The sequence below is a fragment of the Granulosicoccus sp. 3-233 genome (assembly GCF_052681095.1).
Genome location: NZ_JBQYLE010000001.1, coordinates 200059 through 221167 on the forward strand (window position 1 = coordinate 200059; position 21109 = coordinate 221167).

At 59.8% G+C, this 21109-nt stretch carries 16 protein-coding genes; 15 read left to right on the forward strand and 1 reads right to left on the reverse strand.

The window, feature by feature from the left end:
• The 13 genes from ACUNV4_RS00940 to lpxC all read left to right on the forward strand — a co-directional run bounded on the left by ACUNV4_RS00940 (position 1) and on the right by lpxC (position 16508).
• Positions 1-1767: a peptidoglycan D,D-transpeptidase FtsI family protein gene (locus ACUNV4_RS00940; protein WP_430876603.1), complete on the forward strand. Its 1767-nt coding sequence runs from the start codon at positions 1-3 to the stop codon at positions 1765-1767.
• Positions 1767-3290 (forward strand): UDP-N-acetylmuramoyl-L-alanyl-D-glutamate--2,6-diaminopimelate ligase, encoded by a 1524-nt coding sequence (locus ACUNV4_RS00945; RefSeq protein WP_430876604.1) that lies wholly within the window; start codon positions 1767-1769, stop codon positions 3288-3290. Before ACUNV4_RS00940 ends, ACUNV4_RS00945 begins: the two co-directional genes overlap by 1 nt.
• Positions 3287-4690: a UDP-N-acetylmuramoyl-tripeptide--D-alanyl-D-alanine ligase gene (locus ACUNV4_RS00950; RefSeq protein WP_430876605.1), complete on the forward strand. Its 1404-nt coding sequence runs from the start codon at positions 3287-3289 to the stop codon at positions 4688-4690. The genes ACUNV4_RS00945 and ACUNV4_RS00950 overlap by 4 nt, the downstream gene beginning before the upstream one ends.
• Complete coding sequence (gene mraY, locus ACUNV4_RS00955) at positions 4687-5769, forward strand: phospho-N-acetylmuramoyl-pentapeptide-transferase (RefSeq protein ID WP_430876606.1); 1083 nt, start codon at positions 4687-4689, stop codon at positions 5767-5769. The genes ACUNV4_RS00950 and mraY overlap by 4 nt, the downstream gene beginning before the upstream one ends.
• Positions 5769-7112: a UDP-N-acetylmuramoyl-L-alanine--D-glutamate ligase gene (gene murD, locus ACUNV4_RS00960; RefSeq protein ID WP_430876607.1), complete on the forward strand. Its 1344-nt coding sequence runs from the start codon at positions 5769-5771 to the stop codon at positions 7110-7112. Before mraY ends, murD begins: the two co-directional genes overlap by 1 nt.
• Positions 7109-8350 carry a putative lipid II flippase FtsW gene (gene ftsW / locus ACUNV4_RS00965; protein WP_430876608.1) on the forward strand — a complete coding sequence of 414 codons (1242 nt, stop codon included), beginning with the start codon at positions 7109-7111 and terminating at the stop codon, positions 8348-8350. The genes murD and ftsW overlap by 4 nt, the downstream gene beginning before the upstream one ends.
• On the forward strand, positions 8347-9435 hold the full coding sequence (gene murG, locus ACUNV4_RS00970) for an undecaprenyldiphospho-muramoylpentapeptide beta-N-acetylglucosaminyltransferase (RefSeq protein ID WP_430876609.1): 1089 nt from the start codon (positions 8347-8349) through the stop codon (positions 9433-9435). The genes ftsW and murG overlap by 4 nt, the downstream gene beginning before the upstream one ends.
• Positions 9435-10907 (forward strand): UDP-N-acetylmuramate--L-alanine ligase, encoded by a 1473-nt coding sequence (gene murC / locus ACUNV4_RS00975; protein ID WP_430876610.1) that lies wholly within the window; start codon positions 9435-9437, stop codon positions 10905-10907. The genes murG and murC overlap by 1 nt, the downstream gene beginning before the upstream one ends.
• Complete coding sequence (locus ACUNV4_RS00980) at positions 10900-11859, forward strand: D-alanine--D-alanine ligase (RefSeq protein WP_430876611.1); 960 nt, start codon at positions 10900-10902, stop codon at positions 11857-11859. The genes murC and ACUNV4_RS00980 overlap by 8 nt, the downstream gene beginning before the upstream one ends.
• Positions 11856-12719 (forward strand): cell division protein FtsQ/DivIB, encoded by an 864-nt coding sequence (locus ACUNV4_RS00985; protein ID WP_430876612.1) that lies wholly within the window; start codon positions 11856-11858, stop codon positions 12717-12719. The genes ACUNV4_RS00980 and ACUNV4_RS00985 overlap by 4 nt, the downstream gene beginning before the upstream one ends.
• 13 nt (positions 12720-12732) lie before the next feature.
• Positions 12733-13971 carry a cell division protein FtsA gene (gene ftsA / locus ACUNV4_RS00990; protein WP_430876613.1) on the forward strand — a complete coding sequence of 413 codons (1239 nt, stop codon included), beginning with the start codon at positions 12733-12735 and terminating at the stop codon, positions 13969-13971.
• 125 nt (positions 13972-14096) lie between these two features.
• Positions 14097-15302, forward strand: a complete 1206-nt coding sequence (gene ftsZ, locus ACUNV4_RS00995; RefSeq protein WP_430876614.1) for a cell division protein FtsZ — start codon at positions 14097-14099, stop codon at positions 15300-15302.
• A gap of 282 nt (positions 15303-15584) precedes the next feature.
• Entirely contained in the window at positions 15585-16508 is a 924-nt protein-coding gene (gene lpxC, locus ACUNV4_RS01000) for a UDP-3-O-acyl-N-acetylglucosamine deacetylase (RefSeq protein WP_430876615.1), read from the forward strand.
• A 39-nt stretch (positions 16509-16547) separates the two neighbouring features.
• Here the strand turns inward: lpxC and ACUNV4_RS01005 are convergent, their stop codons facing one another.
• Positions 16548-17135 carry a DciA family protein gene (locus ACUNV4_RS01005; RefSeq protein WP_430876616.1) on the reverse strand — a complete coding sequence of 196 codons (588 nt, stop codon included), beginning with the start codon at positions 17133-17135 and terminating at the stop codon, positions 16548-16550.
• Between ACUNV4_RS01005 and ACUNV4_RS01010 the strand changes: the two genes are divergently transcribed.
• Together ACUNV4_RS01010 and secA are read left to right on the forward strand one after the other, a co-directional pair.
• Positions 17134-18183, forward strand: coding sequence for a M23 family metallopeptidase (locus ACUNV4_RS01010; protein WP_430876617.1), 1050 nt, complete (start codon positions 17134-17136; stop codon positions 18181-18183). The two genes, ACUNV4_RS01005 and ACUNV4_RS01010, sit on opposite strands and share 2 nt — an antisense overlap.
• Before the next feature lie 131 nt (positions 18184-18314).
• Positions 18315-21107, forward strand: coding sequence for a preprotein translocase subunit SecA (gene secA / locus ACUNV4_RS01015; RefSeq protein ID WP_430876618.1), 2793 nt, complete (start codon positions 18315-18317; stop codon positions 21105-21107).
• Positions 21108-21109: the final 2 nt, after the last annotated feature.

Genomic DNA, 21109 nt, shown 5'->3' on the forward strand with positions numbered 1-21109 from the left:
ATGAGCAGACAATACACAGACATACAGGAATCACCCGCCTCGGACTGGTCAAGACGTCGAGGTCTGGTGCTGTTCGGTTTCGCCTGTCTGGCACTGGCGCTGATTGGCCGCGCGGTGCAGGTGCAGATCATCAATGACAAGTTCTATCGCAACGAAGGTCAGCAGCGGCAGATCCGTACGGTGGCCATTCCCGCCAGTCGCGGTGATCTGCTGGACCGACACGGTGATCCACTGGCCATCAGTGCGCCGATTCCGTCGCTGTTCGGCAATCCGGCCGAGTTGTCTGCGCAACCGGCAAAGCTTCGTCAGGCCGCCTCGCTGCTGGGTGAGAATCCCGACAAGCTGGAGCAGCGCATGGCCAGGGCTGCCAGCCAGGGTCGGGTGTTTGCCTACATCAAGCGACAGGTTGCTCCCGAACTGGTCGACCGGGTGATGGCGCTGGATCTGAAGAGTCTCGGCGTTCAATCCGAGTACCGTCGCTACTATCCCAGCGCCGGAGCTGCATCCCATGTCGTGGGTTTTACCGGCATCGATGAAACCGGACGTGAAGGTCTGGAGCTGGCCTACGACAGCTGGCTTTCCGGCAAACCCGGACTGCGCCGAATCCTGAAGGATCGCAAGGGGCGTGAAATCGCCGGCATGAATGTCATCGATCCGGCTGTTCCCGGCAAGGATCTGCGACTGAGCATCGATCGGCAGTTGCAGTACTTTGCCAACCGCGCACTGCAGGAAGCGGTCAGTGAAAATGCAGCCGAATCGGGTTCCATCGTGATCATGGATGTGAAGACCGGTGAAGTCATGGCCATGGTGAACTATCCCACCTACAACCCCAACGACGTGGCAGATCGTGTTGGCGGGCGTCAGCGCAACCGCTCACTGACCGATGTGTTCGAACCGGGTTCGACCATGAAGCCTTTCACCATTGCTGCGGCGCTGGATTCCGGGAAGTTCAAGCCCGAGGATATCGTCTACACCTCACCGGGCTACTACAGCATCGGCAAGTACGTCATCAGTGACGATGGCAAGGATCACGGCTGGCTGGACCTGACCGGTATCGTCACCAAGTCCAGCAATGTGGGTATCAGCAAGGTGGCTCGCCAGCTGGAAGCCGAGCAGATGTGGTCGGTGTTCGACTCCTTCGGTTTCGGCCGACCGCCCGGTAGCGAGTTTCCGGGCGAGGTCGATGGCTACTTCAATCCGCCGGCCGTGTGGCACCACATCGAGCAGGCCAGTGTGTCGTATGGCTATGGCATCTCGGTGTCAGCCTTGCAGTTGGTCCATGCCTATGCAGCACTGGCCAATGACGGTGTGATGATGCCTGTGTCCTTCCTGGCTCAGGATTCGGACACTGTGCCGGCCGGCCATTCAGTCATCGATGAAGATATCGCCCACGATGTGAAGCGCATGCTGGAATCGGTTGTCATCGAAGGCTCCGGCAAGCAGGCCAGGATTCCCGGCTATCGTGTGGCCGGCAAGACTGGTACGTCACACAGATCACAATCCGGCGGCTATGCCGAAGACCGCTATGTGTCGGTTTTCGCAGGCTTTGCGCCGGCGACGAATCCTCAGCTTGCCGCCGTGGTGGTTGTGCATGATCCGAAGAATGGCAAACATTTCGGGGGCGCCGTGGCCGCGCCGGTATTCGCGGAAGTCATGTCGCACGGCTTGCGTCTTGAAGGGGTCGAGCCGGATGATATCGACGGCTCGCGCGACCAGGTATCCGTTCAGTTCATTCCTCAGCAGATCGACAATGGTGGTCGCTCCTGATGATGGCCACTTCCCCGATATGGACGCTGGATTCACTGTTGACCGACTACACCTGCGAGAGCTTGCCGAAATTGCAACTGCAGGGTCTCAGTCAGGACAGCCGTCTTGTCCAGTCCGGTGATCTGTATCTGGCCCTGGCCGGAGGCACCACCCATGGCATGTGTTTCGCCGAAGCGGCCGTTGCCGCCGGTGCCGTTGCTGTGCTGTGTTCCCGGGATGTCATGTCAGCGCATGCCTCCACAGTCGATAGTCTGCGTGCAGAGCAGGTGCCGCTGGTCGCCATCGAGGACCTGGACAGCCATTACGTGCGTCTGGCGTCGCGCTTCTACAGACAGCCGGATCGTGCCCTGAAGCTCATCGCCGTCACGGGCACCGATGGCAAGACGTCGGTGTGCCGCTTCATTGCGCAGGCTCTCACGGCCATCGATCAGCCTTGCGGATATATCGGCACTCTGGGGTGGGGGCTGGGAGAGCAACTGCAGTCGACCGAACTGACGACACCTGACGCAGTGAGTCTGCATCGCATGCTGGCTGTCATGAGGGATCAGGGGGCCCGGGCGGTTGCCCTGGAAGCCTCATCTCACGGCCTGGCCGAGGGGCGCCTCGATGGGCTGGCGCTGGATGTGGCCGTGCTGACCAACTTCGGGCGTGATCATCTGGATTATCACCAGAGCCTCGAGGCTTATCGAGCGGCCAAGGCACGTCTGTTCAGTTGGCCCGGGCTGGAGGCGATGGTGGTCAATGGTCGTGACTCATTGGGCCGGGAATTGCTGACGCAGGGCGAAGGACTCGCACAGTTCGCATTTCATGGCGACGCCTCGACGGAAGTTTCCGAGTCTGCCGGCAGAGCCTGCATCATCCGCGCAACGAACATCCGGGCCAGCGACAGTGGTCTGCATTTCTCACTGGCCGAAGGCGATGCTGTCGGTGATGTCGATACCTCCTTGCTGGGGCGCTTCAATGTCGACAATCTGCTGGCCTGCTACGGCTGTCTGCGTGCCTGCGGTGTCGCTGCCAATCAGGCGCGTCACGCACTGGCCTCCGTGACTCCGGTTTGCGGCCGCATGGAGCGTCTCGGCCACGATAATCAGCCGACGGTTGTCATCGATTTCTCGCACACGCCGCAGGCGCTTGCCGTGGCCATCGATGCGGTCAGAGTGCACTGCCGCGGCAGCTTGTGGGTTGTCTTCGGCTGCGGTGGCGATCGCGATCCCGGCAAGCGGGCGCCGATGGCCGCCGCCGCCGAAGCGGCCGATCATGTCGTGCTGACCGATGACAATCCTCGAACCGAGCGTTCCGAAGACATCATCGCCGATGCCCTGCAGGGCTTTCGCCAGCCGGAGGCCGTACAGGTGATCGCCGACAGGGCACAGGCCATAGCCTACGCCATCGCGCATGCCGCGAGTGACGACCTGGTACTGATCGCCGGCAAGGGCCACGAGGATTACCAGATCATCGGTACCACCCGTCATTCATTCAGTGATCGTGTTGAAGCGCTGGCCGCGCTGGAGCAGGCATCGTGAGTTTCCGTCTGGAAATCAAGGAGTGCCTGGCACCTCTGCAGGCAAGACTGGTAGCGCCAGCCAGCGGCACTGCTGTTGCCGATGACTTCAGCGGCGTCAGCATCGACACGCGCACGCTGAAGCCCGGCGACCTGTATGTGGCCATTCAGGGTGATCGTTTCAATGGTCATGAGTTTGTCGAGGCGGCGGTGGAGGCCGGAGCGGTTGCCGTTCTGGTGCACGAAGACCTCGACACCACGGTGCCACAGCTGCGCGTTGCCGATACTCGCGACGCGCTTGGTCGACTGGCGCGCTATTGGGTGCGCGGCTTCGAAACACCGCTGATTGCCGTTACCGGCAGCAACGGCAAGACCACGGTCAAGGAAATCATTGCCACCATTCTGCGACAGCTGGGTCCGGTGCTGGCCACGCGAGGCAACCTGAACAACGATATCGGCGTACCACTGACGCTGCTCGAGATGCGTGCAGAGCACGACTATGCGGTCATCGAAATGGGGGCCAATCATGCCGGCGAGATCGCTCATCTCGTGCGTATTGCCGAACCCGATGTGGCGCTGATCACCAAGATCGGTGAAGCCCATCTGGAAGGCTTTGGCAGCGTGGAGGGGATTGCTGCGGCGAAGTCGGAGATCTTCGGTGGGCTCAAACCCGAAGGCTATGCCATCATCAATGCCGATGATGCCTTTGCCGATGTGATGCGTCAGGCTGCCTCGCATTGCCATGTGCGCGAATTCGGCCTTGCACGGAGCGCTGATGTTCAGGCGGTAGCCGAACCCGGACTGGCGATCAGGACGATGGGGCAGATCCTCAAGCCGAATTTCCAGCTCAGTGGTGACCATAATCGGCTCAATGCGCTGGCCGCCGTTGCTGCGGTACAGTGCCTTGACGTGCAGCCCGAGAACATTCTGCGAGGACTCGAAAACGTTCGCCCGGTTCCCGGCAGGCTGGAGAAGAAGCCGGGACTGCGTGGGGCCAAACTGATCGATGACAGCTACAACGCCAACCCTGACTCAGCCCGTCAGGCCGTGGATGTGCTGGCGCGCTATGACGGCACCCGCTACCTGGTGATGGGCGACATGGCCGAGCTGGGCGCGAACGCTGAAGCCTTGCACACCCAGCTCGGTGCCTATGCCCGGGAAAGTGGTATCGACGGCCTGTGGGCCACCGGTCCCCTGTCGTCGGCTACCTGGAAGGCCTTCGCCGGCGACGAGGCGCCTGCAGGCGGACATTTCGCTGACCAGGAGGCCTTGATCAGCGATCTGAGCGAGCGCCTGGGGGCGGACACGACGGTACTGGTCAAGGGGTCTCGCAGTGCTCGCATGGAGCGCGTCATCAAGGCTCTGATGCCGACCGCTGCTGGCGCGCGGGTCAGCGGTGTGGCCGAGGAGCCATCCTCATGATGCTGCTGATCGGACAATGGCTGACGGAGCTGGATCCCGGCTTTGGTGTGCTGCAGTACATCACGCTGCGGGCCATCTTTGCGGCATTGACGGCACTGGTCATCTGTCTGCTGGTGGGACCAGGACTGATTCGCTGGCTGACCGCCGCGAAGATCGGGCAGTCGGTACGCAACGATGGGCCACAGTCGCACCTGGTCAAGGCGGGAACACCCACCATGGGTGGTGCCATGATCATCCTGGCCGTGTCCCTGAGCACCCTGTTGTGGTCGGACCTGAGCGTGCGTCAGGTCTGGATCATCCTGTTCGTCACCATCGGCTTCGGTGCCATCGGCTGGGTTGATGACTACCGCAAGGTGGTGTTGTCCAACTCTGTCGGTCTGACGGCGCGCGAAAAACTGGTCTGGCAGACACTGGTCGCCGGTGCTGCCGTCGTCGTGCTGTATGTCACCGCCGGCGAGCGTGCCGAGCTGGAACTGATCGTGCCGTTCTTCAAGGATGCTGCCGTCTATCTGGGCTGGATGTTCATTCCATTCACCTTCCTGGTCATCGTGGGCAGCAGCAATGCCGTGAACCTGACCGACGGTCTGGATGGGCTGGCGATCCTGCCGTCCGTGATGGTTGCCGCCGGTCTCGGCCTGATTGCCTACCTGGCCGGACATGCCATCTTTGCCGGCTACCTCGGCATACCCAATATCAAGGGAGCGGGCGAGCTGACCGTCTTCTGCAGTGCCATGGTTGGGGCCGGTCTTGGATTTCTGTGGTTCAACACCTATCCGGCCCAGGTCTTCATGGGAGATGTCGGAGCACTGAGCATCGGTGCATCCCTGGGGGCTGTGGCCATCATGGTGCGACAGGAGCTGGTGCTGTTCATCATGGGCGGAATATTCGTGCTGGAAGCGGTCTCGGTCATCCTGCAAGTTGCCTCCTTCAAGCTCAGAGGCAAGCGCATCTTCCGCATGGCACCGATTCACCATCATTTCGAGCTCCAGGGCTGGCCCGAGCCACGCATCATCGTGCGCTTCTGGATCATTACCGTCATTCTTGTACTGGTGGGTCTGTCCACCCTGAAGATACGCTGATGGATCCGCGCGAACTACAAGACAAGCGCGTGCTGATCGTCGGCTATGGCGTGACCGGCGCATCGGTTGCCCGCTTCCTCAGTGCTCGGGGAATCGGCTTCGATGTGGCCGATGAGTGCGGGGAAGAGGTGGCACAGACTCTGGCCGTCAGCCTCGGTTGTGAGGTGCATACCACCTTCGATCTGTCCCTGTTCAGTACCTATGAGCTTCTGGTTCTCAGCCCCGGGGTGCCTCGCGCGAATCCGGCGGTGTCCGCAGCGCTGGCGGCAGGCATCGATGTCATTGGTGATATCGAGCTGTTTGCCGGTGCGGTCGAAGTGCCGGTCATTGCCGTGACAGGGTCCAATGGCAAGAGCAGTGTGGTGTCCTGGATTGCTCATGTACTGCAGAGTGCCGGCATCAATGCAATGGCCTGCGGCAATATCGGGCAGCCCGCTCTGGACAGTCTCAATGAGCAACCGGATGTCATCATTCTGGAACTGTCGAGCTATCAGCTGGAGTCCACCCGGTCGCTGAAGCCTCTGGCAGCCGCTGTACTCAACATCAGTGATGATCACATGGATCGCTATACGGACATCGATCACTACGCGGCTGTCAAGCGCACGATCTACCAGGGGGCCGATCATTGCGTGGCCAATCTGGATGACCAGCGAACCTGGCCTGACGCTTCCGAGATGTCCTGTGATTACTTCACGCTGGACATGGGCGGCGCGAACAGCGATACCGCCCGCTGGCATCGCACCCTCAGGAACGAGACCATCTGGCTGTGCGATGATCATTACGCCTTGCTGCCGCAGTCGGAATTGTCCGTGCCCGGCGATCACAATGCCGCCAATGCACTGGCCGTGCTGGCACTGATCGAACCGCTGGCCATTCCCTTTACCGCCCTGAGCAGTGGCCTGACGGGATTTGCCGGGCTGCCACATCGCACCCAGTTTGTCGGGGAAGACGAGGGTATCCGCTGGTACAACGACTCCAAGGGGACCAATGTGGATGCCTGCATCAAGGCCATTCGCGCGATGCCCGGACCGGTGATACTGATTGCCGGCGGTATCTCGAAAGATGCGGATTTCACGCCATTGCGGGCTGTCATCGAAGAGCATGTCAGAGCACTGGTGCTGATCGGTCGCGACCGCGATCGCATCGCCCATCAACTCGAAGGGACGACCACCATTCTCGACGCCGACAGTATGCTGGAGGCGGTCAAGCTGTGCCGGCAGCAGGCACAGGCGGGTGATGCCGTCCTGTTGTCGCCGGCCTGCTCCAGTTTCGACATGTTCCGCAACTTCGAGGATCGAGGCGTGCAGTTTGCCGCCGCAGTCGAAGAGGTGCTGGCGGCATGAGCGCACTGATTTCCAATGTTGCGACAGGTCGTACCCTGACTGGTGGGCCCATGAGACAGGCTCCGTCACAAGGCAGTGGTTTCCGGCTGGCCGATCATGCATTGCTGATCGCGATCCTGACGCTGGCCATGTTCGGTGCCCTGATGATCGCCTCGGCTTCCATGTCCATCGCCGAAAAGACCTATGGCACACCGTTCTATTTCGTGATGCGCCAGCTGTTCTTTCTCGCCGCAGGCTGCATGGCTGCCCTGATCACCTTCCGTCTGCCACTGTCGGTATGGGAAAGGTATGGTCCGCACATGATCATCGTATCGCTGTTCTTTCTGGTGCTGGTACTGGTGCCCGGTATCGGCAAATCGGTCAACGGTGCCAGGCGCTGGATCGATCTGGGCCTGTTCACTGTTCAGGTGTCCGAAACGGTCAAGCTGTTCGTGATTGTCTATCTGGCCGGCTACCTCGTGCGTCGCGGCTATCTGGTGCAGACCACCTTCGGTGGCTTCTTCAGGCCCTTGCTGCTGATCTGCCTGGCAGGCGGGCTGCTGCTGTGGGAACCGGATTTCGGGGCTGCCGTGGTCATCGTGGCGACCTCCATCATCATGATTCTGGTGGCCGGTGTGCGCTTCAGCCAGTTTCTGGCCATCGTGGCCGTGCTGGGTGTGGTGGGCTCCGCACTCATCCTGAGCACCCCCTATCGCATGGCTCGCCTCATGAGCTTCACCGAGCCCTTTGCCCCCGACATGGTCTACGGCAATGGCTACCAGTTGAGCCAGGCCCTGATAGCCATCGGTACCGGCGGTCTGACCGGCGTCGGCTTCGGCAACAGCATACAGAAGCTCGACTACCTGCCGGAACCCCACACCGATTTCCTGTTTGCAGTGCTGAGCGAAGAGCTCGGGCTGATCGGTGCCGTGGCCTTGATACTGCTCTACAGCTTCATCGTCTGGCGCAGTTTCCGTCTGGCAAGGATTGCCGATCGGCAGGGCAACCGTTTTGCCGGATTCCTCGCCATGGGGATCGGTTCCTGGATAGGACTGCAGTCGTTCATCAACATCGGAGTGAATCTGGGCCTGTTGCCCACCAAGGGCATCACCTTGCCATTGATGAGCTACGGCGGCAGTAGTGCCGTGGTATTCGTCATTACCTTCAGCCTGCTGCTGCGTGTCGAGAAGGAACTGCGCGATGAGGCGAATCTGAGCTTGCGCGCCCGTCAGAAACTTCCCGGCGGAGGTGGCTCATGAACCGTCCGGTTCTGGTGGCGGCAGGTGGTACCGGTGGGCATGTCATCCCGGCGCTGGCCGTGGCCGAAGTGCTGCGGCAACGCGATGTTCCGGTCATCTGGCTGGGCACCCGCGAAGGGCTTGAAGCCCGTCTGGTGCCTGCTGCCGGCATCGATATTCGCTGGATTTCCGTGGCGGGGCTGCGCGGCAAGAATCTGCTGCAGACCTTGATCGGGCCGCTGAAACTGCTGCGCTCCTGTGCGCAGAGTCTGCGACTGGTCCATTCTCTCAAGCCGCGTGCGGTTCTGGGCATGGGCGGCTTCGTCTCCGGCCCGGTTGGTATCGCCGCGCTGTTGATGAGGACCCCTCTGGTGCTGCACGAACAGAACGCGGTCGCCGGCATGACCAATCGCTGGCTCAGCGGGCGGGCTCGACGGGTTTTCGCAGCCTTTCCCGGTGCTTTCGACGAGCGACAGGCCTTGCAGGTCGTCGGCAATCCGGTGCGGGCAGATATCGCCCGGCTGGCTGACATGCCACATCACACCGAAAGTGACAGCAGCCGCCCATTGCGGATTCTGGTGGTGGGTGGCAGCCGCGGTGCCCGGGCACTCAACGAGACCGTCCCGGCGGCCATTGCAAGCCTGGCCACGCCGGTGAAGGTCGTCCATCAGTCCGGTGTGATCGATGGCGATCTGGTGCGGGACGGCTATCAGGCAGTGACGGCTGGCAACAGTGCAGCCCACATCGAGGTGACCGAGTTCATCGATGACATGGCGGCAGCCTATCGTGATGCGGACATCGTGATCTGTCGCAGTGGGGCCATGACGGTAACCGAACTGGGGGCGCTGGGCATGCCCAGCATTCTGGTGCCCTTTCCGCATGCCGTGGATGATCACCAGACCCGCAATGCCGAGCATCTGGCGAGTCATGGTGCAGCGGTGCTGATGCCACAGACATCACTCACGGCAGACACACTGGCAAGCGAGCTGACTCAGCTGGCCGCCGATCGCTCACGTCTGCAGGCAATGAGTGATGCGGCACGACGCTGTTTCGTACCCAAGGCCGCCGAAGTGGTCGCCGATGCGCTACTGGAGGTGGCAGGCTGATGGTCGTTGATATCGCGCCAATCGTGAAAAGTCAGATGCGTCGCGTTCGTGCCATGCACTTCATCGGTATCGGCGGCGTGGGCATGGGCGGTATTGCCGAAGTCATGCACCACCTGGGGTTTCGCGTCAGCGGGTCGGACCTGGGTAGCAATGCGCTGACGCAGCGATTGCGGGGTCTGGGGGTGCAGGTCATGCAGGGGCATGCCGCAGAGCATGTCGAGGATGCCGATGTCGTGGTCATTTCTACGGCCGTACCGGAAGACAACCCGGAGCTGCTCAGGGCGCGCGAAATGCGCATTCCCGTGGTTCGCCGCGCAGAGATGCTGGCGGAACTGATGCGGTTCCAGCAGGGTATTGCCGTGGCCGGCACCCATGGCAAGACCACCACCACCAGCCTGGTAGCCAGCCTGCTGACCGAAGGTGGCATGGATCCTACCTATGTCATCGGTGGGCGACTCAACAGCTCATCCACCAATGCCTATCTGGGCCAGTCCGAATGGCTGGTGGCCGAAGCTGACGAAAGTGACGCTTCCTTCCTGTATCTGCAGCCGGTAATGTCCATCGTGACGAATATCGACGCCGATCATCTGACGACCTATGGCGGTGACTTCGAGAAGCTCAAGCAGACCTTCGTCGACTTCCTGATGCATCTGCCGTTCTACGGCCTGGCCATACTCTGCATCGATGATGAGCACATCCGGGATGTACTGCCGCGCATCGGTCGGCCGGTACGCACCTATGGTTTCGATGAGTCAGCCGATGTGCGGGCGACCAATGTGCGGCAGGAAGGCTTGCGCATGTACTTCGATGTACGCATCGATGATGGTGGCGACGTCAGTAGCGAGATTCGCGACATCGCATTGAACATGCCGGGCAGGCACAATGTACTGAATGCCCTGGCTGCCATCACCGTGGCGCTCGAACTCGGTGTGCCGGTGAAGTCGAGCAAGCGTGCGCTGTCTCGTTTTGCGGGCGTAGGGCGACGCGCCCAGTCACACGGTCAGTTGCATTTTGCCGGAGGCACTGCCGAGCTGCTGGATGACTACGGTCATCATCCGACAGAAGTGGCAGCCACACTCAAGGCCATTCGGGGTGGCTGGCCGGATCGGCGCATGGTGGTGATCTTCCAGCCGCACCGTTTCACCCGCACCCGCGATCTGTTCGAGGACTTTGCCGAAGCCCTGTCGCTGACCGATGTTCTGCTGCTCAGCGAAGTCTATGCGGCGGGTGAGGAACATATCAATGGTGCCGATGGCCGAGCTCTGGCACGAGCCATTCGCAACCGCGGTGCGGTCGAGCCGATCTTCATCGAGAACATCAATGATGCCCCGGTCGCTCTGGAGCGAATCATCCGTGACGGTGACATTGTCCTGACCCTGGGAGCCGGCAATGTCGGTGCGCTTGCGCAGACTCTGCCCGAGTATTTCGCTGTCGATGCCGGTGCCGGCCAGGAGGGAACAACTCGTGGTTGAGCACATCCTGCAGAAACTGACCATCAGGCCAGAGCAGTTCGGCAAGGTTGCCGTGGTCATGGGCGGTTGGTCGGCGGAGCGCGAAGTCTCCCTGATGAGTGGTCAGCAAGTGTTCGATTCGCTGACATCAGCCGGCGTCGATGCCCATGCCGTGGATGCCGGCAGGGACATAGCTGCCGTATTGAATGACGGTCGCTTCGATCGCGCCTTCCTGATCCTGCATGGCAGAGGCGGAGAAGACGGCATCGTCCAGGGGTCGCTGGAGCTGGCCGGCATTCCCTATACCGGCAGCGGTGTTCTGGCTTCCGCCCTGTGCATGGACAAGTGGCGTGCCAAGGGGCTGGTTTCGCTGAAAGGGGTGGTGACACCGGCGGCGCAGGAAGTCTTTTCACTCGAGCAAGCCGAGCAGGCGGCCAGCGTCATCGGCTATCCGCTCGTGGTCAAACCGACCAATGAGGGTTCCAGCATCGGCGTCAGCATGGTGAACAAGGCTGAGCAGCTGGCCGAGGCATTCAAGGCGGCGCGGCGCTATGGCCCCGTTCTCATCGAACAGCGCATGACCGGTATCGAAGTCACTGCCGGCATCATCGGTGGTGTGGCATTGCCGCTGGTCAGCATGAAGGGCGCCGATGAGTTCTACGACTACAAGGCGAAATACCTGGCTGACGACACGGTGTATGAATGCCCGGTCGATCTGCCGGCAGACGTGGTAGCGGCCATTCAGGAGATGGCGCTTACCGCTTTTTCCGCACTGGATTGTCGCGGTTGGGGACGAGTCGATTTCATGCTCGATGCCGAAGGGCAGCCGAACTTCATCGAATGCAACACGGCCCCCGGAATGACCAGTCATTCACTGGTACCGATTGCCGCTCGTGAAGCCGGTCTGGACTTTCCCTCGCTGTGTCTGCATATCCTCGCGGACACACTGAGCACCGAGGAGTTGGCTGCATGAGTGCGCCGGTAGCACAATTGCTGGGCAATGGCCCCGTGCTGCCGAAGGCGCAGCTGCGCCAGTCTCCCCGAATGCGCTGGACAATCAGTGCGCTGGGTCTTGCGATCCTGCTTGGGGTCGGAGTTGGCGTTGTAGGCTTGGCGCAGGATCCAAAGCAATTTCCTGTCAGTAATGTCGATATACTGGGCACCGTGGATTACGTTGATCGAGACAAGTTGAAGGACGCCGTGGGTCAGTACATCGACAAGGGCTTCTATGGGCTGGACATCGACGATGTTCGACACTCGGTGGAGCAACTGCCCTGGGTTGCGCACGCCCGGGTAAGACGCGTCTGGCCGGGTCGCATCGAAGTGCATGTGGAAGAGCATGAGCCCGGTGCGCGCTGGAACGATGATCAGCTGCTCAGCAAGCGTCTTGAATTGTTTGCACCTCCACAACTGCAACTGGACAACCCGCGATACCATCAATGGCGTGAAGTGTTCGAGGACCTGCCACAGATTCGCGGTGTCGATGGCAGGCACAGTGAGCTGCTGGATGCCTATCGCAGCTATGAAGCCAGTCTGGCAGCGTTCGGTCTGTCATTGAGGGAGCTGGAAGAGGACGAGCGCGGATCCAGGACCCTGGTACTGTCCAACCACGTCACTGTGCGTCTTGGCTATGAAGAGCAGGCGCTCAGGATGCAGCGTTTCGTGGACGTTTACGAAAGAATGAAGGCGAAGATCGAACGGCAGACGGATGTGTCATCGGCAACCTTCGACATGCGTTACAGCAATGGTTTTGCCCTTGGAGGCATCGTCGCGGACCTGCGCAGCGATGTGAACGGAAAGCCGACTCGCCCGTCACAAGGGGCTTTGCAATGAGCAAGATATCGTAATGGATCCAACAGCAGACAAGCAGATGATCGTCGGCCTGGACATAGGCACGTCGAAGATAGTCGCACTGGTCGCCGAGATAGACGATGACGGCAATGTCGAACTCATTGCCCTCGGGTCTCACCCGTCGCAGGGAATGAAGAAGGGCGTCGTCATCAACATCGAAAGCACCGTCAATGCGATCAGCAAGGCCGTCGAGGAAGCCGAGCGCATGGCAGGGGTCAAGATCCAGTCCGTCTTCGCGGGGATTGCCGGCTCGCACATCAAGAGCCTCAATTCCCACGGCATCGTGGCCATCAAGAACTCCGAGGTGCAGCAGGACGATGTCGAGCGTGTCGTGGACGCGGCCAAGGCGGTAGCCATTCCGGCTGACCAGCGAGTACTGCATGTCCTGCCCCAGGAGTTCATCATCGACAACCAGGACGGTATCCATCAACCCGTCGGCATGTCAGGTGTTCGACTGGAAGCCAAGGTGCATCTGGTGACCGGTTCGATCAGCGCCTCGCAGAACATCGCCAAGTGCATCCAGCGCTGCGATCTGGAAGTCGAGGACATCATTCTCGAGCAACTGGCCTCCAGCCATGCCGTACTCACGGATGATGAGCGCGATCTGGGCGTGCTGCTGGTCGACATGGGTGGTGGCACGACCGATATCGCCATTTTCACCGAAGGCGCCATCCGTCACACCGCAGTCATTCCGGTGGCAGGTGATCAGGTGACCAATGACATCGCAGTGGCGTTTCGTACACCCACGCAGTTCGCCGAGGAAATCAAGGTCAAGTACGCCTGTGCACTGCGCCAGCTGGCCAGTCCGGACGACATGATCGAGGTGCCGGGTGTTGGCGATCGCAATGCGCGCCGCCTGGCCCGACAGACGCTGGCCGAAGTGGTCGAGCCGCGTTACGAAGAGCTGCTGGGTCTGGTTCAGAGCGAACTGAGACGCAGCGGATTTGAAGATGCCTGTGCCGCCGGAGTGGTTCTGACCGGTGGTACGTCGAAGATGGAAGGCGTTGTGGAACTGGCTGAGGAGATTTTCCACATGCCAGTGAGGTTGGGAGTGCCGCAGCATGTCGAAGGTCTGACCGATATCACTCGGAACCCGATTCATGCCACAGGCGTGGGTTTGCTGCTCTACGGGCAGCGCAGCCGCAAGGCGCCACGCAGCAAACCGGTTGAACCTGCCACTGCTAAAGAAGGCTTGATCAAGCAGTTGCTGGGTTGGATTCGGCGAAATTTCTAGAGGCAGTTTCTTGCAGTTCGAAGTTCAGTAGTTCATTTGCAGACCCCGGGAGCGAAACGGAACGCAAGATTCCGATCGCGATAGAGAACGTACGACTCATATAACTAAGATTAGGAGAATTAAAGATGTTTGAACTTGTTGACTCAATCAATGACTCCCCCGTAATCAAGCTCGTCGGTGTCGGTGGAGGCGGCAGCAACGCGGTTCAGCACATGGTGCAGTCCGGTATTGAAGGTGTGGACTTCATCTGCGCCAATACCGATGCACAGGCACTCAAGGGCATGCATGCACAGACTGTCCTGCATATCGGTCAGAGCATCACCAAGGGCCTGGGCGCCGGCGCCAACCCCGAGATCGGACGTCAGGCCGCGATGGAAGATCGTGATCGCATCCAGGACCTGATCGAAGGGACCGACATGCTGTTCATCACCGCTGGCATGGGCGGCGGAACCGGCACCGGAGCCATTCCCGTGGTTGCGCAGATTGCTCGCGAAATGGGCGTACTGACAGTAGCTGTTGTCACCAAGCCGTTTCCCTTCGAAGGCAACAAGCGCATGCGTACGGCGGAAGCCGGTATCGAAGAGCTGCGAGGCCACGTCGATTCTCTGATTACCATTCCCAACGAAAAGCTGTTGTCCGTTCTGGGCAAGAACATCAGCCTGCTGGACGCCTTCCGTGCTGCCAATGACGTTCTGCGAGGCGCGGTGCAGGGTATTGCCGAACTGATCACCAACCCCGGCCTGATCAACGTCGATTTTGCCGACGTGCGTACGGTCATGAGCGAAATGGGTCTGGCGATGATGGGCTCCGGCGTCGGCCGTGGCGATGAGCGTGCGACTGAAGCGGCCGAGATGGCCATCTCCAGCCCGCTGCTCGAAGACATCGATCTGGCAGGTGCTCGCGGCATCCTGGTCAACATCACTTGCGGTCTGGACATGGCCATCGGTGAGTTCGAGGAAGTGGGCAATGTGGTTCGCTCCTTCGCTGCCGATGATGCAACCGTGGTTGTGGGTACTGCCATTGACGAGTCGCTCGAAGGCGAGCTGCGAGTCACGGTTGTGGCCACCGGACTGGGTCATCAGGCTCAGGCACAACAGTTACGCTCTGTGCAACAGCCTCGTGCTGCAGCTGGTGGTGCAGCGGCAGCCTACTCACAAGGTGGGAATGCCAACCATCAGGGTAGCGCTGCCCAGGCGGCCTATGCCGGATATGACAAACCAACCGTGATTCGCAAGAATCCTCGCGGCGCTCAGGGAACAGGTCCTGCGAACGGCGGTCATGACGTGGAATACCTTGATATTCCGGCATTTTTGCGTCGTCAGGCAGATTAGTACAGCATTACACCTGGTCAAGGTTTGAGCAGGCAGTCGTATTATCCAGTAACATTCCCGAGGTTCTGGGGAGTACCCCACAAGGGTACTTCCCGGAGTGGATTAAACTTGACTCCACAGCGGACGCTACCAAGCCGGGCTCCTGATTCCTGGAAGCCGGCGTAGCGGTTGTACCGGTAAACTGTTTGTCATTGTCCTGATGTATCCATTGGCCCTGAAAAACTGGCCAGAGGTGCTATATACAAGATAGGCAAGCTTTCCCGGTTGCAGCAGGATTACATCGTGATACGACAAAGAACGTTAAAGAATTCGATTCGTGCAACTGGCGTAGGCCTGCACACGGGCAAGAAAATCTACCTGACTCTGAGTCCGGCCCCCATCAATGCAGGCATTGTATTTCGTCGTACCGATCTGAGCCCGGCTGCTGTCATTCGCAACGACGCCCTGGGCGTCAAGAGCACCGAACTCGCCACCTCCTTGTACAACAGTGACGGCATTCGTGTGTCCACCATCGAACACCTGATGGCGGCCTTGGCCGGTCTGGGAGTTGACAATTGCCATGTCGATGTCAGTGCCGACGAGATTCCCATCATGGATGGCAGTGCAGCTCCATTCGTGTTTCTGGTGCAATCAGCCGGTATTCTCGAGCAGGGCGCGCCCAAGCGTTTCATTCGCATCAAGAAGCCTGTTGAAGTTCGAGTGGATGACAAGTGGGCACGCTTCGAGCCCTTCAATGGTTTCAAGGTGAAGTTCACCATCGATTTCGATCATCCGGTGTTCGAGAGTGACAGCCGTACTGCCGAGGTGGACTTCTCCACCACGTCATTCGTGAAGGAAATCAGTCGTGCTCGTACCTTCGGTTTCATGCGCGATATCGAGGAACTGCGCAAGCGTGATCTGGTACTCGGGGGCAGCATGGACAATGCTATCGTCATCGACGATTATCGCGTGCTCAATGAAGACGGCCTGCGCTACAAGAACGAATTCGTTCGTCACAAGATTCTCGACGCCATTGGCGACCTGTATCTGCTGGGACGCAGCATCATCGGCTCCTTCGATGGTTACAAGTCGGGTCATGCATTGAACAACCTGCTGGTGCGAGAGCTCCTGAATCAGCCGCAGAGCTGGGAAGAAGTCGTGTTCGAAGGCAAGAACACCGAAGTGTCGCCCATCTCCTACGTACAGCCGTCTGAAGCTGTCGGCTAGTCAAGATAGCGTTTCAGGACAGAACTTCCGGGCGTTCCGTCAGGGTTCTTCCCTGAGTCTGGCAGCCAGTTTCAGCAATTCCTGGCGCAGGCTGTCATCCGCCGGACGCACCACCGAGTGTGTTGTCCGAGCATCGGGCTGCGCCGTATTGCCGCCATCCTTCACCGTGTCGTCACTCTCCGCATTGTCTCCCGCGGTCGACGGTTGATCGCCAGCGTCGGGAAGGGGCGGAGGATCAGCAATGCCTGCCTCTTCGTTGTGCGCCCGAGCCGTGCTCTCAGCCAGCGCCAGCAGGGCAAGAGCTGCCTTGTTGGAACTGCGATCCATGGCTGGCGGCGTGGCGCAGCTGACCGGCGTTTCAGCCGGGGCGACGTGAAAGCTGAGTGTGACCACGTCCATTCTGGCCTCACGCAGCGCGCCAACAATCTGGCGCTCACTGAATCGCAGTTTTGCGATCCAGCTCGCATTATCCACGGTGATGCGCAGTCGTCCAGCTTCCAGCCTGCAGAAATTGATATGGGCCATGGAGGTGGATGGCACAATCCGTGAAATCACCTGTTTCATCTGACTGTCCTGCTGCATGGCAGCACGCGTCGTCTTGTTGATCAGGTTGTGCAATGATTTCATGAAAACATTCTCTGAGCGCAGAAGAATCAGGCTTCTGCCGATGGCATTGCGTCTGAGGCTGGCCAGGTTCGCGCTGTGGAGATTAAAACACGGCTCGAGCATTGCTCCAACTCTGATGCTGCTGTGTCTGGTCGCCGGCAGTGGCGCGTTGGGATACGCCCTGGCGATGCAGCAGCCGTGGTCGGTCAGCGACGTGCATGCGGAAAGTGACCTGCCGCAGCTGGCCGCTGCCGAAACCGGAGAGGCCATGGCTGCAGCGCGGTCTCAATCGTTGCTGGCCGCCGAGCTGGGCAGACTGCAGGCGGAAATCGTCAATCTGCGAGTGCTCTTCCTGCGGCTTGCCGATGTTGCGCAGCTGGAGGATGGCGAGTTCGATCTGGACATGGACTTCAAGCCGCTGCAGCAGGAATCGAGTGACGAGTTCGAACCGGCAGAAGCATCGGAGTTCTTCATCGACGAGGACTCCCGCCAGAACGAGTCCGAAACTTCCGGATTCCGGCGCGATTCGCTGCGACCGCTTGCCGGACACAGGCAATCGAGCTCGGCGATATCGTCGCTGGAAGCTTCATTGCCGCTTGTAAAACGGAACCTCGTCCATATTTCCGAACAGGCTGCCAGGTTGGAAAGCGTGTATCGCGAGCGACGCCTGGCGCATGATTTCAGGGTATCCGGTTTACCAGTGGTCGAAGCGCATGTCAGCTCGCGCTACGGCTATCGTGTCAATCCGTTCACGGGACGACGTCAGCTGCATCAGGGGCTGGACCTGGGGGGCAAGCCAGGTAGTCGCATCATGGCACTGGCGGACGGTATCGTGACGTATTCGGGCAAGAACGGAGGTTATGGCAATCTGGTGGAACTGGAGCATCCGGGCGGGTATCGGACACGCTATGCGCATAACCACGCCAATCTGGTGCCATTGGGTGCGCGCGTGAGCAAGGGCCAGACCATCGCCACCATGGGCTCTACCGGGCGTTCCACCGGAACGCATCTGCACGTCGAAGTCAGGCGCAACGGTCGGTCGCTTGACCCACAGCTTTACATTCGATGAAGCTGACGAGCAGCACAGGTTAAATGTAATAATAAGAGTTCATGCCACGGGAGGCATGGCACGTATTAGAGCACCCACAGCCATTGCGGTGCGCAACTGCAGCCTAGCGCTGCCATCTAAGGTCGGTATTCATGTTAGCTAATCTGGTCAAGAAACTCGTCGGCAGCAGTAATGATCGCACCGTCAAACGTCTGAGCAAGAACGTGGCGGCAATCAACGATCTGGAGCCTGGCCTGCAGTCTCTGTCCGATGAAGAGCTGGCCGCCAAGACCGTCGAGTTCCGTGAGCGCCTCGAAAAGGGGGAGACTCTCGACCAACTGCTGCCGGAGGCCTTTGCCGTCACCCGAGAGGCGGGAAAGCGGGCACTGGGCATGCGTCATTTCGATGTTCAGCTCATCGGCGGCATGGTCCTGAACAACAACAAGATTGCCGAGATGCGCACCGGTGAGGGCAAGACCCTGGTCGCGACCACTGCCGTCTATCTCAATGCACTGAGCGGCAAAGGGGTTCATGTCATTACCGTCAACGATTACCTGGCCCAACGTGACTCGGAGTGGATGGCAAAACTGTACGGCTTTCTGGGGTTGTCGACTGGTGTCATCGTCGGCGGACTGTCAACTGACGATCGTCGAGCGGCCTATGCCTGCGACATCACCTACGGTACCAACAACGAATTCGGCTTCGATTACCTGCGTGACAACATGGCTCACACGCCAGAGCAGCGGGTACAGCGCGGCCTGAACTTCGCCATCATCGATGAAGTGGATTCCATCCTGATCGATGAGGCGCGTACACCGCTGATCATCTCCGGCCCGGCAGATGGCGATAGTGAGCTCTATGGCAAGCTCAATGCCGTGGTCCCCAAGCTGAACAGGGCTGCCGATGAAGAAAGCGAAGGCGATTATTCGGTGGATGAAAAGGGCAAGCAGGTCCACCTGACCGAATCCGGCATGGAAAGAATCGAAGAGATTCTGATCGAAGAAGGCATTCTGCAGGAAGACGCCAGTCTCTACGACCCATCGAACATTGCGGTACTGCACCACCTGAATGCCGCCTTGCGGGCACATGCCATCTACCAGAAGGATATCGACTACATCGTCAACAACGACCACATCGTGATCGTGGACGAATTCACGGGTCGCACCATGCCTGGAAGACGCTGGTCGGAAGGCTTGCACCAGGCCATCGAAGCGAAGGAAGGCGTCACCATTCAGCGTGAAAATCAGACGCTGGCATCCATCACCTTCCAGAACTACTTCCGTCTGTACAACAAGCTGGCCGGTATGACCGGAACGGCAGACACCGAAGCCTTCGAATTCCAGTCCATCTATGGTCTGGAAGTGGTCGTCATCCCTACCCATCGTCCCATGGTGCGAGACGACAAGGCCGATCTGGTGTTCCTGACGCAGCGGGAGAAATACGATGCCATCATCGAGGATATCGAGGACTGCGCCAAACGTGAGCAACCGGTGCTGGTCGGTACGACTTCCATCGAGACCTCTGAATACCTGTCCGGTCTGTTGAAGCAGAAAGGCATCAAGCACGAAGTGCTCAACGCCAAGCAGCATGAGCGCGAAGCCAATATCATTGAAAACGCCGGCCGGCCCGGTGCGGTCACCATTGCCACCAACATGGCGGGTCGTGGTACCGATATCGTGCTCGGTGGCAGTCTCGAGGCGGAACTGGCAGCGATGCTGACGGCCGCCGAAGGTGACAAGGATGCCGTGGCCGTCAAGAGTGGATGGCAGGAACGGCATGATGCAGTCCTGAAGTCCGGTGGACTGCATATCATCGGTACCGAGCGACACGAATCCCGCCGCATCGACAATCAGCTTCGTGGTCGTTCCGGCCGTCAGGGGGATCCGGGTTCCACACGCTTTTACCTGTCGCTGGAAGACAGCCTGATGCGTATCTTTGCCAGCGAACGGGTCAGCAATCTGATGCAGAAGCTGGGCATGGAGGAAGGCGAGGCCATCGAGCATCCCTGGGTGACCAAGGCCATCGAGAATGCACAGCGCAAGGTGGAAGGTCACAACTTCGACATGCGCAAGAACCTGCTCGAATATGATGACGTCGCCAACGATCAGCGCAAGGTGGTTTACGAGCAGCGCAACGAGCTCATGGAAACCGAGAACATGCGGGATCTGGTGGATGAGCTTCGAGAGGAGATCATTCCCGAACTGGTCACGCGTTATGTGCCACCGGGATCGCTGGCGGAAGCGTGGAATCTGGATGGTCTGCGTGATGAACTCAAGACCATGACCAATCAGGATATCGATGTGCAAGCCTGGCTGGATGCCGAGCCGAACCTGCCCGAGGAAGACATCACCACTCGCATCATGAGCACGCTGGTGGAAGACTATGACCAGAAGGAAGCCACTGCGGGTGCGGAGGGGCTGCGCAACTTCGAACGCTACGTTGCCCTGCAGGCGCTCGATGACAGCTGGAAGGAGCATCTGGCGGGTATGGACTACCTGCGGCAGAGCGTTGGTCTGCGGGGTTATGCGCAGAAGAACCCGAAGCAGGAATACAAGCGTGAGGCCTTCGAACTGTTTACCACCATGCTGGGCGAGTACAAGAGCCAGGTGGTCTCGGTTCTGAGCAAGGTGCAGGTGCGTAGTGCCGAGCAGGTGGAAGAGGCGCAGGCTCAGGCCGCTGCTCGCCAGGCCCCTTCGCAGTCGACGCAGGTCAGCTATGAGCACCGGGAAGTATCCAGCGCCCTGGCAGGCGATGCGGACGCAGTGGGTGATGCCGCCGTGGCATCGGCAGCCGCCGCCAGAGAGGCCGCTGCCGAATCCGCCGGTGGCGAGGTTGCGGCTCCCAGTCAGCCGGTCAGACGGGACATGCCCAAGGTCGGCCGCAACGAGCCCTGTCCCTGTGGTTCAGGCAAGAAGTACAAGAATTGCCACGGGAAGTTGGGCTGAGC